Below are 15,119 nucleotides of genomic sequence, written 5' to 3' on the forward strand. Positions count from 1 at the left end.
GAGCGGGGCCGTTCCCATCATCGGCTCGTCGTCAACCCCAATGACGCCATCATCGTCATCCAGAGTGACGCGCAACAAACGGCAAGCGCCCGAAGTTGCGCCGGATTCTGTCGGACCCGGATGCGAAGGTCATTGTCGTGGAGCATCGAGACCGGTTGGCCCGCTTCGGGGTGGAGCACCTCGAGGCCGTGCTTGCGGCCCAGGGCCGCCGGGTCGTGGTGGCCGATCCCGGCGAGACAACCGATGATCTGGTGCGCGACATGATCGAAGTCCTCACGTCGATGTGCGCGCGGCTTTACGGGCGGCGCGGTGCGCGAAACCGGGCGATGCGCGCGGTGACGGCGGCCAAGCATGGACCGGGCGAGGCGGCATGATCATCGGGCTGCGTACCCGGGCGCATGCCGCAAAGGTGGCCGCGGCCACCGCCGGCGTGCATCTGGCTGGTAAGTCGAAGCCCGACGGCACACCGGCATTGTCACGGTTTGTGGATGTGGGGGCGGACTTCGAGGCGCATCGGTTGGCGGTGGAGTCGGTGTCGGTGCTGTTCGATCTGTTCGACGGGGACGCCGATAGTTACGCTGCCACCGGATCAAGGGGTGCGAAGCTGCCTACTGGGTGGACGGTGACCGGGGCGAAGTTCGAGGTCGACTGGCCTGCCGAGGCGGCGCGGGCGGCGTTGGTGCGCTCGCATTTCGGGGCCCGCCGCAAGGCGTTTAACTGGGGCCTGGCTCGGGTGAAGGCCGATCTGGATGCCAAAGCTGTTGATCCGGGCCATGAGTCGGTGGGCTGGGATCTGGGCTCGCTGCGCAAGGCGTGGAACCGCGCCAAGCATGAAGTCGCGCCGTGGTGGGCCGCCAACTCCAAGGAGGCCTACTCGTCGGGGCTGGCTGATCTGGCGCGGGCGCTGGATAACTGGTCGGCGAGCAAGAACGGCACACGGCGAGGTCGCCGGATGGGGTTTCCGCGGTTCAAATCCGCGCGCCGCGACGCCGGCCGGGTGCGCTTCACCACCGGAACAATGCGTCTAGAGGATGATCGGCGCACCATCACTGTGCCGGTGATCGGGCCGCTGCGATCCAAAGAGAACACCCGCCGCGTGCAGCGCCACCTCTCGGCCGGGCGTGCCCGCATTCTGAACATGACGCTCTCGCAGCGCTGGGGCCGGTTGTTCGTCTCGATCAGCTACGCGCTGCGCACACCGGCCACGGCACCCGCGGTGGCCCGGCCGACGGTGATCGCCGGGGTCGACCTGGGGATGCGCACGTTGGCCACCGTGGCCACCGTCGACACCATCACCGGGGAGCAGACCATCACCGAGTATCCGAATCCAGCCCCGCTGAAAGCCACGCTTGCTGCGCGGCGGCGGGCTGGTCGACAACTTTCCCGCCGCATCCCCGGCTCACGCGGGCACCGGTCAGCGAAAGCCAAGCTGACCCGGCTCGATCGCCGATGCGTGCACTTACGACGGGAAGCCGCCCATCAGCTCACCACCGAGCTGGCGGGCAGCTACGGCCGCATCGTGATCGAAGAACTCGACGTGGCCGCGATGAAACGCAGCATGGGACGGCGCGCCTACCGACGCGCCGTCTCCGATGCGGCGATGGGATTGGTCGGGCCGATGCTGGCCTACAAGACCGCCCGCCATGGCGCGGTGCTCACCGTGGCGGATCGCTGGTTCCCGTCCAGCCAGATCCATCACGGCTGCACCACACCGGACGGCACCGAATGCCTTCTGGTCGGCAAAGGGCGCATCGACAAGTTGCTGGTGTGCCCGCTCACCGGCGAAGTGGTCGACCGGGATCGCAACGCTGCGCTGAATCTCCGTGACTGGCCGGATGACGCCAGTTGTGGTCCAGTCGGGACCACGGCCCCATCGGTACCCGGGCCAACCAAACAGGTTGGTACAGGCCATGGCGCCGACACCGGAACATCCGGTGCCGGCGGAGCATCCATAAGACCCCGCCCACGCGGGGCCGGAAGCGGCGCGGCCAAAACCCAAACCCCGCGAGGGGACGCCGCATAATGTGTGCAACTCAAACACATTCAACGGCAACGCTACGACCCGGGCATCTCGACCGCGCTCAAATCGTTTCTGACCGCTGCCGCCGACTACGGTCAAAAGGACCTTTCGCCCGCCGGATACATCCCGCTGCCGGACAGGTTCAAGCAGCGCCTGCTGGCGGCGATCGGCGCGATCCAGTAAGAAGCAACAGCGATGGGATTGAAGTGACCACGCCAAATCCGTCCGACGCGGGTTCGGGTGAGGTCGTCGCTGCGCCGGTTCCCGAGCCGATCACGCCGCCCACCATCCCGTGGGGCAGGAGCAAACCCCGGCTGGGTGATCGCGTCTTTCGTGGGCTCTCGGAAGGCTCCGGTGTCCTGATCGTCGTGCTGATCGGCGCGATCGCGGTGTTTTTGCTCATGCGCGCCATCCCGGCGCTGGCCCGCAACAAGGAGAACTTCTTCACCTACGGCGGCAACTGGGTCACCACCGACACCTCGGCGATGCACTTCGGCATCTTCGACATGCTGCAGGTCACGGTGTTCGTGGCGTTGTTCGCGCTGGTGCTGGCCATGCCGGTGGCGCTGGGCATCGCGATCTATCTCACCCAGTACGCGCCGCGACGGGTGGTGGGTCCGCTGGCCTACATGGTGGACCTGCTCGCCGCGGTGCCGTCGATCATCTACGGCGTCTGGGGCCTGTACGTGCTGGCGCCGCGGTTGCGGCCGATCGCGACATGGCTCAACCACCACCTGGGGTGGTGTTTTCTATTCGCCAACGGCAACGCGTCGGTCGCCGGTGGCGGCACCATCTTCACCGCGGGGATCGTGCTGGCGGTGATGATCCTGCCGATCATCACCGCTGTCACCCGCGAGGTCTTCGTGCAGACGCCACAGGGCCACATCGAGGCGGCGCTGGCGCTCGGGGCCACCCGGTGGGAAGTGGTCAAGACGACGGTGCTGCCGTTCGGCCGGTCGGGCTACATCAGCGGGGCGATGTTGGGCTTGGGCCGCGCGCTGGGCGAGACCGTCGCGCTGCTGATCATCCTGCGCGGGACGCAATCGGCGTTCGGCTGGTCGCTGTTCGACGGCGGCTACACCTTCGCCAGCAAGATCGCCGCCACCGCATCGGAATTCAACAATCAGTACAAGGCCGGCGCGTACATCGCCGCTGGGCTGGTGCTGTTCCTGCTCACCTTCTTGGTCAACGCGCTGGCGCGCGCGGCGGTCGCCGGTAAGGGAACTCGATGACGTCGATCCTGGACCGCCCGGTCAAGGCGCGCACATTCGCCGGCACCAGCCTGCGGCGCCGGGTCGCCGACAACGTCGCGACCGTGCTGGTGACGCTGTCCATGGCGGTGGCGCTGGTCCCGCTGCTGTGGGTGCTCTACTCGGTGGTTGCCAAGGGATTCCGGGCGATCACCTCCACCGTGTGGTGGTCACACTCGCAGGCCGGCATGACGGCGTTCGTGACCGGCGGCGGCGCCTACCACGCGATCGTCGGCACCGTGCTGCAGGGCCTGGTCTGCGCGGCCATCTCCATCCCCATCGGAGTGTTCGTCGCGATCTACCTCGTCGAATACGGAGCGGGCACCGGCCTGGGCCGGCTGACGACGTTCATGGTCGACATCCTCACCGGCGTGCCGTCGATTGTCGCGGCGCTGTTCATCTACGCGCTGTGCGTGGCCACCCTGGGCCTGCCGCGGTCCGGTCTGGCCGTGTCGCTGGCGTTGGTGTTGCTGATGCTTCCGGTGATCGTGCGGGCAACCGAGGAGATGCTGCGGATAGTCCCGGTGGATCTACGCGAGGCCAGCTACGCACTCGGCGTACCCAAGTGGAAAACCATTGCGCGCATTGTGATTCCGACGGGCCTGTCGGGCATCATCACCGGAATCATGCTGGCGCTGGCGCGGGTGATGGGCGAGACGGCGCCACTGCTGATTCTGGTGGGCTATTCGCAGGCGATGAACTTCGACATGGTCAGCGGCTTCATGGGGTCGCTGCCCGGTATGATGTATGACCAGACCTCGGCTGGCGCGGGCGCCAATCCCGTCCCGACCGAACGACTGTGGGGCGCTGCGGTGACGCTTATACTGCTGATCGCCGTGATCAATGTCGGGGCCAAAGTGGTCGCGAAAATCTTTGCGCCTAAGAAATTCTAGGCAGGAGTAGCGGTGGCTAAGCGGTTGGACCTCAAAGACCTCAACATCTATTACGGGTCGTTTCATGCGGTCGCCGACGTGTCGCTGTCGGTGCTGCCGCGCAGTGTGACCGCGTTCATCGGCCCGTCCGGTTGCGGCAAGACGACCGTGCTGCGCACGCTCAACCGCATGCACGAGGTCATTCCCGGTGCCCGGGTGGAGGGTACGGTGCTGCTCGACGACGACGACATCTACGCGCCCGGTATCGACCCGGTTGGTGTGCGCAGGGCGATCGGGATGGTGTTCCAGCGGCCAAATCCGTTTCCCACCATGTCAATTCGCGACAATGTGGTGGCCGGGCTGAAACTGCAGGGCGTGCGTAACCGCAAGGTGCTCGACGACACCGCCGAATATTCGTTGCGCGGGGCCAACTTATGGGACGAGGTCAAAGACCGGCTGGACCGGCCCGGTGGCGGGTTGTCCGGCGGGCAGCAGCAGCGGCTGTGCATCGCCCGGGCCATCGCCGTGCAGCCCGACGTGTTGCTGATGGACGAGCCGTGCTCGTCGCTGGACCCCATTTCGACGATGGCGATCGAGGAGCTGATCGCCGAGCTGAAGCAGGATTACACCATCGTCATCGTCACCCACAACATGCAGCAGGCCGCCCGCGTGAGTAACCAGACCGCGTTTTTCAACCTGGAGGCCGTCGGGAAACCCGGCCGGCTGGTGGAGATCGACGACACCGAGAAGATCTTCTCCAACCCCACCCAGAAGGCCACCGAAGACTACATTTCCGGCCGCTTCGGCTAGCGCGGCTAGCCCGAGGTCGGCACCGCGTCGTCTTCGGGGAACCGGCCGGTCGCCTGGAAGATGACTCGGCGCGCCACCTCGACGGCGTGGTCGGCAAAGCGCTCGTAGAACCGGCCCAGCAATGTCACGTCGACGGCGGCGGCCACGCCGTGCTTCCACTCGCGGTCCATCAGCACGGTGAACAGGTGCCGGTGCAGGTCGTCCATCGCGTCGTCTTCTTCGCGGATGCGCGCGGCCTTCTCCGGGTCGCGTGACAACAGCACCTCTTGCGCGCTGTTGCCCAATTCGACTGCGACCCGGCCCATTTCGGCGAAATAGCCGTTGACCTCTTCGGGCAGGGCATGTTGAGGGTGGCGTCGCCGGGCGATCTTGGCGACATGCAGAGCCAGCGCGCCCATCCGGTCGATGTCGGCGACCATCTGGATCGCGCTGACAATCGCGCGCAGGTCACCGGCGACCGGCGCCTGCAGGGCCAGTAGCACAAAGGCGCTTTCCTCGGCGCGGGCGCTCAGCTCCGCGATTTTCTCGTGGTCGGAGATGACCTGTTCGGCCAGCACCAGGTCGGCCTGCAGCAGGGCCTGCGTCGCGCGTTCCATCGCCGCCCCGGCAAGCCCGCACATCTCGCCGAGCCGCTCGGAGAGCCCGGAAAGCTGTTCCTGGTAGGCAGTCCGCATGGTGTCAAGACTACGTTCTCAGCCGGGAAAAGCCAGGAAGGCCGAGCTGAATTGACTGTGAATGCCAATTACGGCTATTCGCAGGTGGTGTCGGCGGCATTGGTGACCGTCAAGTCCTCGGGAAGCTTGGTCGGCGTGCTGTTGGCGCTGCGGTCGATCTGCACGCTGACCGACGAGCCGCTTGGCGGCGGCGCCGAGACAGCCCGGAAATCGGGGCCGAGGACAACCTGCACAACCTGCTCAATTCCGGTGACCCGCTCCACCTTTGAGCTGCCGAACGACGCGGCCACCGTCGCGGCGGCCTGCTCGTTGCCCGGCGAGAAGAACACCGTGGTCGATTTCAGCGAGCTGGGGTAGTCGTCGGGTTCTTTGACCTTGAAGCCGTACTGCTGCAACTCGGCGGCGGCGGTGGCGGCCAGACCGGACTTGCCGGTCGAGTTGGACACCTGGACGGTGATCTCCTGCGGCGAGGTCGTGACGGCCTGCACCTGCTCAGCGTGCGGCGCGCTGGACGGGCTGGGCTGCGCCGCTTGGCTGGTGGGCGACTTGGTCGTCGGGGTCGACGTCGCGTTCTTGTCGTTCTCACCGGGCAGCGGATCGTCGTTGATGATGGCGTCGAAGAGCGCGCGCATGTCGGAGGTGCGCGGCGGCTCGTTGCCGTTCTCGTCGGTTTCGCCTGTCGGGACGGTCACGAACGTGATGTGGCCGGCCGACACGCCTTGCACCGATTGACCGAGGTCGACGAGGTCCTTGGTCTTGACGTTGTCGACGTAGCTGTCGCTGATGAACATGTTGACGACGTTGTTGAGCTTGCTTATCGAAAAGAACGTGTCACGGGAGATCAGCGACCGCAGCAGCGACGACAAGAACAGCTGCTGGCGTTTGATACGCCCGTAGTCGCCGTTGTTCTCGGTGGCGACGTTGCGGGCCCGCACGTAATTCAGCGCCGTCGTCCCGTCGATGACTTGACGGCCGGCACGGTCGAGAACCGTGCCCAGCTCGTAGTCCTTGAGCGGGGTGGTCGTGCAGACTTCGACGCCGCCGAGCGCGTCGACCATCTTGGCGAAGCCGGCGAAGTCGATGGCCATGAAGCGGTTGATGGACAGCCCGGACAGCTTCTGGATGACCTTCACCAGGCACTTGGGCCCGCCGAAGGCGTACGCGGAGTTCAGCTTTGTCTCGGTGTAGACGTACCTCGGCCCGTAGGTCCCGGTTTGGTCGTCGTACAGCGGTCCGTAGGCACCGGTGTCGGGGTTCCAGGCCTCGCATTTCATCGGCGTGATGGCCAGGTCGCGCGGAAACGACACGGCGACCACGCGTTTACGGTTCGCCGGGATGTTGACCAGCATGATGGTGTCGGATCGGGCACCGCCGGCGTCTTCGGTGTTACCGGCGCCCATCTCGCCGTTGGCCCCCGCGCGGGAGTCGACCCCGACGATCAGGAAATCCTCGTCCCCGTACTGGGCGTTGGGGTCGAGGATGTCGTGCGAGTGAGGATCGAGCGCGCTGACGTTGTTGAGCCGGTTGTTCTTCGAGGCGCTCCATTGGTAGGCCCCGCCGGTGAGGGCCAGCGACAGCACTGCGATCAACGCCGCCACCGCGCGGCCGGCCACCAACAGCGGGCGGCGCTTGCGTTTCGGTGCGGGGTCCGGAATGTCGGCCGCGTCGGGGTCTCCGACGATCCGGGCCGGAGGCACCCGCCCCGACGCCGGGGGCAGCACCGCGGTTTCTTCGGCGGCGGCAGAACGCCGTGGGCGTGGCGGGAGGTCCAGGTCGGGCAGCTCGGACGCATACGCCGACGACATCGGCGCGGCGTAGGCGTCGTCGGGTGGGTCGGGTGGCTCGATGTCCGGCTCGGCGCGGTGGCGGCTGCGTCGCGCCGGGGGTGGGCCGCCGACCTTGGCGATCAGATCGGCGACCGTGAGGCCGCCGTCGGTGTGGCATCCGCCTGAGGCCGTGTCGTCGCGGTGGTTGCGTACGAGCGGCGGCGCGGGCCGGCGAGGGGCGGCGACGGCGCCGCGAGGCGACGTTCCGAACCGTTCCCACGGCGCGGCGGGTAGCGATCGCAGCGAATTTTCGGTAATCCCGATGTCGTCTGCGGGGTGGGGGCGGCCCGGAGTGGCGCTGTTGCCGTCACTCATGTCCTACCGGCCTCCGAAACTCTGATGAGGTGCTCGACGTGTTCGTGCGCATACATCAGGGCAGTGCTCGCGGTGGCAGCACCACAAATTCGCGCTCCCCCCGGGGGTCCACCGGAGCGCGTTGCAACAAATTCCACATGGTAGCCAGACATCGGCCGAAACGCGATGTCGAGATCGTTTCGATTCAGCCACCGGAGTGCATGATGTCCGCCCCGGCCGGCACGGTGCAGTCGTCGCGGTCGGCCAGCCAGCCGTCGGGCAGCGCCACCCGCGCAGGCGACCCCTGCCGGCCCCGTGGGCCGGTGGCCGCCTCCGGGAACTGGACCGCGGCGTCGAGCTGCTCTAGCAGGCCGTCGAGCTCGTCGAGCGTCTTGACCAACGCCAGCGACCGTCGCAGCTCCGATCCGGCCGGGAAGCCGTGCAGGTACCACCCGATGTGTTTGCGGATGTCGCGCATGCCCTTGTCTTCACCGAAGTGGGCGGCCAGCAGCGCCCCGTGCCGGCGAATGATGTGAGCGACCTCACCGAGCGTCGGCGGCGTGGGCGGCGGGCTGCCGGTGAAGGCGGCCGACAGCTCGGCGAACAGCCACGGCCGGCCCAGGCACCCGCGGCCGATGACGACGCCGTCGCAGCCGGTGCTGGCCATCATGGTCAGGGCGTCGCTGGCGTCGAAGATGTCGCCGTTGCCCAGCACCGGGATCGTCCGCACCTGCGCTTTGAGCGCCGCGATCTGCTCCCAGTCCGCCGCGCCGGAGTAGCGCTGCGCGGCCGTGCGGGCGTGCAGGGCCACCGCGGCGGCACCCTCGGCTTCGGCGATCCGGCCGGCGTCCAGGTGGGTGTGGTGGTCGTCGTCGATGCCGATCCGGAACTTGACCGTGACCGGAATGTCGGTGCCCTCGGTGGCGCGCACGGCCGCGGCGACGATCTGGCCGAACAGCCGCCGCTTGTAGGGCAGCGCTGCCCCGCCGCCGCGACGGGTGACCTTGGGCACCGGGCAGCCGAAGTTCATGTCGACGTGGTCGGCCAGGTTCTCGTCGGCGATCATCTTGACCGCCGCGTAGGTGGTGGCCGGGTCGACGGTGTAGAGCTGCAGCGATCGCGGCGACTCGTCGGGGGAGAACGTCGTCATGTGCATGGTGGCGGGATGCCGCTCGACGAGCGCGCGTGCGGTCACCATCTCGCAGACGTAGAGTCCGCTGACCGTCCCGACCAGTGCCTGCTCAAGCTCCCGGCACAGCGTCCGGAACGCAACGTTGGTGACACCCGCCATCGGTGCTAACACCACCGGGCTGGCGAGCGTAATGGGCCCGATGCGCAACGCCGGCTACCGCCGGCTCATGGTGAGTTTGCCGGCGGTTTTGTGCAGCTCCAGCGCGGTGGTGCGCTTGCCTGTGCGTGCTTCTCGCTCCAGTTGGCGCCGCTTGGACACCTCGAACTTGTCGCAGGCTTGCTCGAGCTCCTTGATCAGCAGCGCCAGGTCGTCGCGCATCGCCGCGGCTTCGCCCGTGAAGTCGTCGCGCTCGAAGATCCGCCATTTCTTGAGCACCGGCATCACCACGTCGTCGAGGTGGATCCGCGGGTCGTAGACCCCGCCGACGGCGATAACCACGGCCTTGCGCCGGAACTCCGGCACCTGGAAGCCGGGCATCTGGAAGTTGCGCAGCACCCGGTGCAGCGACTTCATCGCCTGGTTGGGCGCGATCTCAAATCCGGCCTCGCTGACGTCGCGGTAGAAGATCATGTGCAGGTTCTCGTCGGCCGAGATCTTGGCCAGCAACTGGTCGGCGATCGAGTCGTTGCAGGCCTTACCGGTGTTGCGGTGCGAGATCCGGGTCGCGAGTTCCTGGAAGGTGACATAGATGATCGAGTCGAACAGGCTCTCGGCGAACAGGTCTTCGCGAACCTGGTGGTTCTGGCCCGGGCTGAAACCCCGGTTGACCACCTCGATGCGCAGCAGTTCCAGCTCGACCGGGTCGACCGCGCGGGTCACCACCAGGTAGTCGCGCAGTGCCATCCCGTGCCGGTTTTCCTCGGCGGTCCAGCGGTTGACCCACTGGCCCCAGGCACCGTCCATGCCGAAGTTCATCGCGATCTCGCGGTGATAGCTCGGAAGGTTGTCCTCGGTGACCAGATTCTGGACCATCGCTACCTGGGCGACGTCGGACAGCTTCGACTGCTCCGGCTCCCAGTCCTGCCCGCCCAGCGCGTAGTAGTTCTTCCCGTCCGACCACGGGATGTAGTCGTGCGGGTTCCAGTTCTTGTGCATCGACAGATGCCGGTTGAGGTTCTTCTCGACGACGGGTTCGAGTTCGTGCAACAGGTGCAGGTCGGTCAGGTCAGCCGACATGGGCCCCTCCAGTTATCTGTATCTGTTGGTTGCAGTCAATATATCTGTGTACGTCGGTAGCATCAAGTTTGGCGGCGGCCCGTTGCCGAGCTGACGCATAAGCCTCCGACACGCCGGGGCAAAAGGGATATTTGCGTGTTCTCGCGCCGCTAAACCGCGGCGCGGCTGAGCAGCATGTCGACGCAGTAGTCGATGAACTGCTTGCGGGTGGCCGCCAGCCGCCCGTCCAGGTATGCGGTGAACAGCGCGGTCAGGCCGCCGATCAGGCCGGTGGCGACCATGTTTTGCATTACCGGGTCGCCGATTCTGGTCAGCTTGCGCTGCAGCAGCTCGATGAAGTTGGGCATCCATTCCGCGCCGGAGCGGGTCAGCACCGGCTCCACTTCGGGCGCCAACAGCAGCACGCGGCCCCGCACCGGGTCGTCGACCATCAGCGCGACGAACTGCTCGACGGCCTCGCGAGGGGTGCTCGCCGACGTCAGCGTCGACATCGCCCGCGTGCAGACGTCGTCGTAGACCGCGCGCACGAATTCGTCACGGTCACTGAAGCTTTCGTAGAAGTAGCGTTCGGTTAGCCCGGCCTCGCGACACACTGCCCGGACAGTGACCGCCGGACCGCCTTCGCCGCCGAGCAATTGCACTCCGGCGGCGAGGAGTTGGTCGCGGCGCAGCGCCTGGCGATCCTCGAGAGGAACACCGGACCAGCGGCCCCGTCGTTGACCGGACGGCACATCGCTCCTAAGGTCTATCTTGACAACGCATGTAGTCAGTATGGCTGAGACCGGACAGGAAACTTCATTAGTGACTCAAGATACTTTCCAGGCACGCCCGCTGACCAGCGAAGTGGCTTCGGGCTGCCCGGTGTCGGCGGTGGGATATGACGCGCCGCCCACGGCGCTCGGCCCGGATTCGCTCACCTGGAAATACTTCGGGGACTGGCGCGGCATGCTGCAGGGCCCGTGGGCCGGCTCGATGCAGAACATGCATCCGCAGCTGGGCGCGGCGGTCGAGGACCACTCGACGTTCTTCCGCGAACGGTGGCCGCGGCTGCTGCGCTCGCTCTACCCGATCGGCGGCGTGGTGTTCGACGGCGACCGCGCGCCGACGACCGGTGCCGAGGTGCGCGACTACCACGTCGACATCAAGGGCGTCGACGCCCTGGGCCGGCGCTATCACGCGCTGAATCCCGATGTCTTCTACTGGGCGCACGCCACCTTCTTCGTCGGCACTTTGATTGTGGCCGAACGGTTTTGCGGTGGCATCACTGAGGCGCAGAAGCGCCAGCTCTTCGACGAGCACATCGAGTGGTACCGGATGTACGGCATGAGCATGCGACCGGTGCCCAAGTCCTGGGAGGACTTTCAGGTCTACTGGGACCATATGTGCCGCGAGGTGCTGGAGAACAACTATGCCGCTCGCGAGGTGCTCAACCTGACCGAGTTACCCAAACCGCCGTTCGCGCAACGGCTTCCGGATTGGTTATGGAAGGCACAGCGTAAGCTGCTGGCACCGTTCTTCGTATGGTTCACGGTCGGTCTCTACGATCCGCCGGTACGCGAACTGATGGGCTACACCTGGTCGTCTCGCGACGAGTGGCTGCATCGCCGGTTCGGCGATGTGGTTCGGCTGGTCTTCACCTTTGTGCCGCGGCGGTATCGAAAGCATCCGCGGGCCCGGGCCGGGTGGGACCGCGCCACCGGACGCGTCCCGGCCGACACACCGCTGGTGCACACCCCAGCGCGCAACCTGCCGCCGCTGGACGAACGCGGGAACCCAAAGCACTACTGCCCCAACGTTTGACCCGCGTCAGTGGGCGTGGCTGTGCGCCTCCTCGAGACCGGCCTGGTGCACATGCTGATGGGTGTGCTCGGTGCCGTCGTCGTGGGTGTGGGCGTGCTCGTGTTCGACATGCTCGTGCTCGTGCGCGGTGTGCGCGTGCGTGTGAGCGACGCCGCCGTGCTCGTGTTCGTGTGAGTGCGGCGCGTCGTGCGGGTGGTCGTGGTGCGACATGATCCTTATCTCCTTTGTTTCGTTGACTTTTCGGCAACGACCTGCAGTCCGGCGTCGGCGCGGTGGTGCGCCGGAACGCCGGGACCGGCATGCTCGGCGTTGAAGACGGCGTCGGTGACGAGCTGGCACACGTGCTCGTTCTCCAGGCTGTAGAAGATCGTGGTGCCTTCGCGGCGAGTGCGCACCAGCCGCGCCATCCGCAGCTTGGCGAGGTGCTGCGAGACCGAGGGGGCCGGTTTGCCCACATGCTCGGCCAGTTCGTTGACCGACATCTCCCGGTGGGCAAGCGACCACAGCACCTGGACTCGTGTGGGGTCGGCCAGCATGCGGAACACCTCGGCCACCAGGCGGACCTGATCATCCGGCAGCCGCATATCACTATTACTTGCATGCATACGCAGATAGTAGCGCAGCGTGTGACCGTACCGTCAAGGGTTCAGTCGACGGGAGCGTCGGGCACCCGCCGCTCGCCGCCGTTGCGCTCGTTCCAGAACCGGTATACGTCGATCACATCGTCGCGCGGCTCGTAGCGCATCGGCAGGCGCCGCTGGTCGGCCGGCTTCGCGAACTCCGCGTAGAAAGTGGCGAGCTCGAAGTACTTGCGGTCGTCGACGTAGTACGGCTCGTACTGCTCCCGGTTGGTCAGGAAGACGACCTGATCCGGTGAGCAGTAGTAGAGCGCTCCCAGGCACATCGTGCACGGGTGGGCCAGCACGTAGATGGTGGCGCCGACGAGGTGCTCGGTGCCCAGCTTCGTGCAGGCCTGGCGGATGGCGAGGATCTCGGCGTGCGCGGTCGGGTCGTGGGTCTGGGCGACCTTGTTGGCGCTCTCGGCGAGGACCTCGCCGTCTTTGACGATGACCGTCGCGAACGGGCGCCCGCCTTCGGCGACGTTGCGGCGGGCCAGGTCGATGGTCCGTTGGGCGAAGTCCATGACAGTCCCCATCCGCTACAGATAACTAGCCGATCTATATTATTGAAAACCTCAGATGGGAGTACCCGAATGCGCTCCGACAGCGATACCTGGGATCTGGCGAGCAGCGTCGGCGCGACGGCGACGATGGTCGCCGCTCAGCGGGCGCTGGCGGCGTCGGCGTCGTTGATCGACGATCCGTTCGCTGCGCCGCTGGTGCGTGCGGTCGGCTACGACGTCTACACCCGGCTGGTGGACGGGCAGATCCCGGTCACCGAGGACTCCGGATTCGACCCGGACCGGATGGCCCGCGGGATGGCGGTCCGCACCCGGTTCTACGACCGGTTCTTCGTCGAGGCGACGGAGAGCGGCATCCGTCAGGCGGTCATCGTGGCGGCGGGCCTCGACGCGCGGGCGTATCGGTTGCCGTGGCCGGCGGGCACCGTGGTCTACGAGGTCGACATGCCGGAGGTGATCGATTTCAAGACCTCGACGCTGGCAAAGCTGGGCGCCGAGCCGACCGCGGAGCGGCGCACTGTGGCCGTCGACCTGCGCGACGACTGGCCGGCCGCGCTGCGGGATGCCGGATTCGACGCGGACGCCGCCGCGGCGTGGAGTGCCGAGGGCCTGGTCGTATATCTGCCGCCCGAGGCCCAGGACGCGCTGTTCGACAACATCACCGCGCTCAGTGCTGCCGGCAGTCGACTGGCATGCGAATTCGTACCGGACACAACGGTTTTCGCCGACGAGCGGTGGCGCGCACATCACGAGCGGATGAGTGAGCTCGGGTTCGACATCGACTTCAACGAACTCGTCTACCACTTCGAACGCAGTCATATCATCGAGCACCTGACCCGGCATGGCTGGCAGGTGTCGCACCGCGCGGTCGCGCAGCTGCACGCCGACAACGGTTTCGTCTATCCTGACGACGACGTCGCCGCGGCTTTTGCCGACGTGACCTATGTCAGCGCGGTGCTGGGCGGCTAGTGCAGCTGCGGTAGGACTTTGGTGCGGTAGAACTCGATCGCCGATTTCGGATCCTGCTGCGGGAAGTGCATGAATGGCGTCGCCCCGGCGTCGAGAACGGACTGCACCGCTTTGACGTGGACGGCCGGATCGGTGCCGGTGGTCCAGCCCTTGATTACGTTGTCGAGCGGGTTGGCTTCGGCCGCGCGCTGAATGTCGACGGGGTTGGGTTGGTCGACGGCCCCGCCGGTGAATCGCCACAGCCCGGCGGCGCGGTTGATCTCGGCCTGGTCGCCGACGACGGCGAACATTTCGGCCCGCTTGCCCAGCGTCGCAGGGTCGCGGCCAGAGGCGTTGGCGCCCTGGTTGAAGGCGTCGATCAGCTTCTTGTCTTTGATGCTGTCGGCCTGGGCGATCCAGCCGTCGCCGTACTGTCCGGCAAGGTGTGCGCTTTTCGGTCCGCCGGCGGCGACGAAGATCGGCGGAGGCTTTTGCGGTAGGTCGTAGATCTTGAGCTGGTTGGTCTGAAAGTACTTGCCCTGAAACGAGATTCGCTGACCGGTCCACAGTTGCCGGATCAGCTGGAGGGCCTCGATGAGCCGGTCGTGGCGCTCTCGGTAGCTGCCGAACTGGGTGGTGGCGGCCTGTTCGTTGAGTCGTTCGCCGGTGCCGACGCCGAGGAACACCCGGCCGGGGTAGAGCACTTCGAGCGAGGCGAAGGCGTGCGCGACGGTCGTCGGGTGGTAGCGGTAGATCGGGCAGGTGACGCCGGTGCCGAACGGGATGTGGTTGGTGTGCTGGCCGACCAACGCCAGCGTGATCCACGGGAACATCGCGTGGCCCTCGTTGTCCTGCCACGGCTGGATGTGGTCGCTGGCCCACAGGTAGCGAAAGCCCGCCTGCTCGGCGGTCTGGGCCTGGTCGACCAGCTGGGCGGTGGGGAACTGCTCGTGGGAGAGCACGAATCCCACGCCCGGGCCCGACGGCGGTGGCGGGAGAGTCGGCGTGGTCTGCGGCTTCGAGCTGCACGCGGCGGCAAGGCCGGTGGCGCTCAGGCCTGCGGCGATCAGGCCGAAGGAGCGGCGTGATATTCCTCTCATCGCCTAGGGGTACCCA

The 15,119-nt window shown here is 66.6% G+C and carries 15 protein-coding genes and 2 pseudogenes; 8 read left to right on the forward strand and 9 right to left on the reverse strand.

Annotation, left to right across the window (positions count from 1 at the left end):
- Window positions 1-77: 77 nt before the first annotated feature.
- The 6 genes and pseudogenes from AWC14_RS17370 to pstB all read left to right on the forward strand — a co-directional run.
- A pseudogene (locus tag AWC14_RS17370) lies at window positions 78-374 on the forward strand (recombinase family protein); the annotation flags it as partial.
- On the forward strand, window positions 371-2,023 hold the full coding sequence (gene tnpB, locus AWC14_RS17375) for an IS607 family element RNA-guided endonuclease TnpB (protein ID WP_045382746.1): 1,653 nt from the start codon (window positions 371-373) through the stop codon (window positions 2,021-2,023). The pseudogene AWC14_RS17370 and the gene tnpB, both read left to right, overlap by 4 nt.
- Window positions 2,024-2,077: 54 nt before the next feature.
- Window positions 2,078-2,203 (forward strand): annotated as a pseudogene (locus tag AWC14_RS28315) (phosphate ABC transporter substrate-binding protein PstS); the annotation flags it as partial.
- A 23-nt stretch (window positions 2,204-2,226) separates the two neighbouring features.
- Window positions 2,227-3,252, forward strand: coding sequence for a phosphate ABC transporter permease subunit PstC (gene pstC, locus AWC14_RS17380; RefSeq protein WP_045374411.1), 1,026 nt, complete (start codon window positions 2,227-2,229; stop codon window positions 3,250-3,252).
- Window positions 3,249-4,163: a phosphate ABC transporter permease PstA gene (gene pstA, locus AWC14_RS17385; protein WP_045374410.1), complete on the forward strand. Its 915-nt coding sequence runs from the start codon at window positions 3,249-3,251 to the stop codon at window positions 4,161-4,163. The genes pstC and pstA overlap by 4 nt, the downstream gene beginning before the upstream one ends.
- 12 nt (window positions 4,164-4,175) lie before the next feature.
- Complete coding sequence (gene pstB, locus AWC14_RS17390; protein ID WP_045374409.1) at window positions 4,176-4,952, forward strand: phosphate ABC transporter ATP-binding protein PstB; 777 nt, start codon at window positions 4,176-4,178, stop codon at window positions 4,950-4,952.
- A gap of 5 nt (window positions 4,953-4,957) precedes the next feature.
- Here pstB and phoU read toward each other — a convergent pair whose 3' ends face one another.
- The 5 genes from phoU to AWC14_RS17415 form a co-directional block, all read right to left on the reverse strand.
- A complete protein-coding gene (phoU, locus tag AWC14_RS17395) occupies window positions 4,958-5,626 on the reverse strand; it encodes a phosphate signaling complex protein PhoU (RefSeq protein ID WP_045374407.1) in 669 nt (222 codons plus the stop codon).
- 74 nt (window positions 5,627-5,700) lie between these two features.
- Entirely contained in the window at window positions 5,701-7,767 is a 2,067-nt protein-coding gene (locus AWC14_RS17400; protein ID WP_045374400.1) for an LCP family protein, read from the reverse strand.
- Between the two features lie 184 nt (window positions 7,768-7,951).
- Window positions 7,952-9,085: a tRNA dihydrouridine synthase DusB gene (gene dusB / locus AWC14_RS17405; RefSeq protein WP_052425483.1), complete on the reverse strand. Its 1,134-nt coding sequence runs from the start codon at window positions 9,083-9,085 to the stop codon at window positions 7,952-7,954.
- A gap of 6 nt (window positions 9,086-9,091) precedes the next feature.
- Entirely contained in the window at window positions 9,092-10,114 is a 1,023-nt protein-coding gene (locus AWC14_RS17410) for an acyl-ACP desaturase (RefSeq protein ID WP_045374389.1), read from the reverse strand.
- A 149-nt stretch (window positions 10,115-10,263) separates the two neighbouring features.
- Window positions 10,264-10,845, reverse strand: coding sequence for a TetR/AcrR family transcriptional regulator (locus AWC14_RS17415; RefSeq protein WP_045374386.1), 582 nt, complete (start codon window positions 10,843-10,845; stop codon window positions 10,264-10,266).
- A gap of 70 nt (window positions 10,846-10,915) precedes the next feature.
- On the opposite strand from AWC14_RS17415, the gene AWC14_RS17420 reads away from it, so the two are divergent.
- The gene (locus AWC14_RS17420; RefSeq protein WP_045374467.1) at window positions 10,916-11,914 is read left to right on the forward strand and encodes an oxygenase MpaB family protein; all 999 of its coding nucleotides are present in this window, start codon (window positions 10,916-10,918) and stop codon (window positions 11,912-11,914) included.
- Window positions 11,915-11,920: 6 nt separating this feature from the next.
- Here the strand turns inward: AWC14_RS17420 and AWC14_RS17425 are convergent, their stop codons facing one another.
- Genes AWC14_RS17425 through AWC14_RS17435 form a run of 3 tightly spaced genes read right to left on the reverse strand, consistent with a single transcriptional unit; the run spans window position 11,921 to window position 13,058 of the window.
- Window positions 11,921-12,124, reverse strand: a complete 204-nt coding sequence (locus AWC14_RS17425; RefSeq protein ID WP_081967981.1) for a zinc transporter Slc39a7 — start codon at window positions 12,122-12,124, stop codon at window positions 11,921-11,923.
- A gap of 5 nt (window positions 12,125-12,129) precedes the next feature.
- Window positions 12,130-12,519, reverse strand: a complete 390-nt coding sequence (locus tag AWC14_RS17430; protein WP_045374384.1) for an ArsR/SmtB family transcription factor — start codon at window positions 12,517-12,519, stop codon at window positions 12,130-12,132.
- A 41-nt stretch (window positions 12,520-12,560) separates the two neighbouring features.
- The gene (locus AWC14_RS17435; protein ID WP_045374464.1) at window positions 12,561-13,058 is read right to left on the reverse strand and encodes a nucleoside deaminase; all 498 of its coding nucleotides are present in this window, start codon (window positions 13,056-13,058) and stop codon (window positions 12,561-12,563) included.
- A 69-nt stretch (window positions 13,059-13,127) separates the two neighbouring features.
- On the opposite strand from AWC14_RS17435, the gene AWC14_RS17440 reads away from it, so the two are divergent.
- The gene (locus tag AWC14_RS17440; protein WP_045374381.1) at window positions 13,128-14,024 is read left to right on the forward strand and encodes an SAM-dependent methyltransferase; all 897 of its coding nucleotides are present in this window, start codon (window positions 13,128-13,130) and stop codon (window positions 14,022-14,024) included.
- Here AWC14_RS17440 and AWC14_RS17445 read toward each other — a convergent pair.
- Entirely contained in the window at window positions 14,021-15,103 is a 1,083-nt protein-coding gene (locus AWC14_RS17445; protein WP_045374378.1) for a F420-dependent hydroxymycolic acid dehydrogenase, read from the reverse strand. The genes AWC14_RS17440 and AWC14_RS17445 overlap by 4 nt on opposite strands.
- Between the last annotated feature and the right edge of the window lie 16 nt (window positions 15,104-15,119).

The organism is Mycobacterium kyorinense (assembly GCF_002101735.1).
Taxonomy (GTDB): domain Bacteria; phylum Actinomycetota; class Actinomycetes; order Mycobacteriales; family Mycobacteriaceae; genus Mycobacterium; species Mycobacterium kyorinense.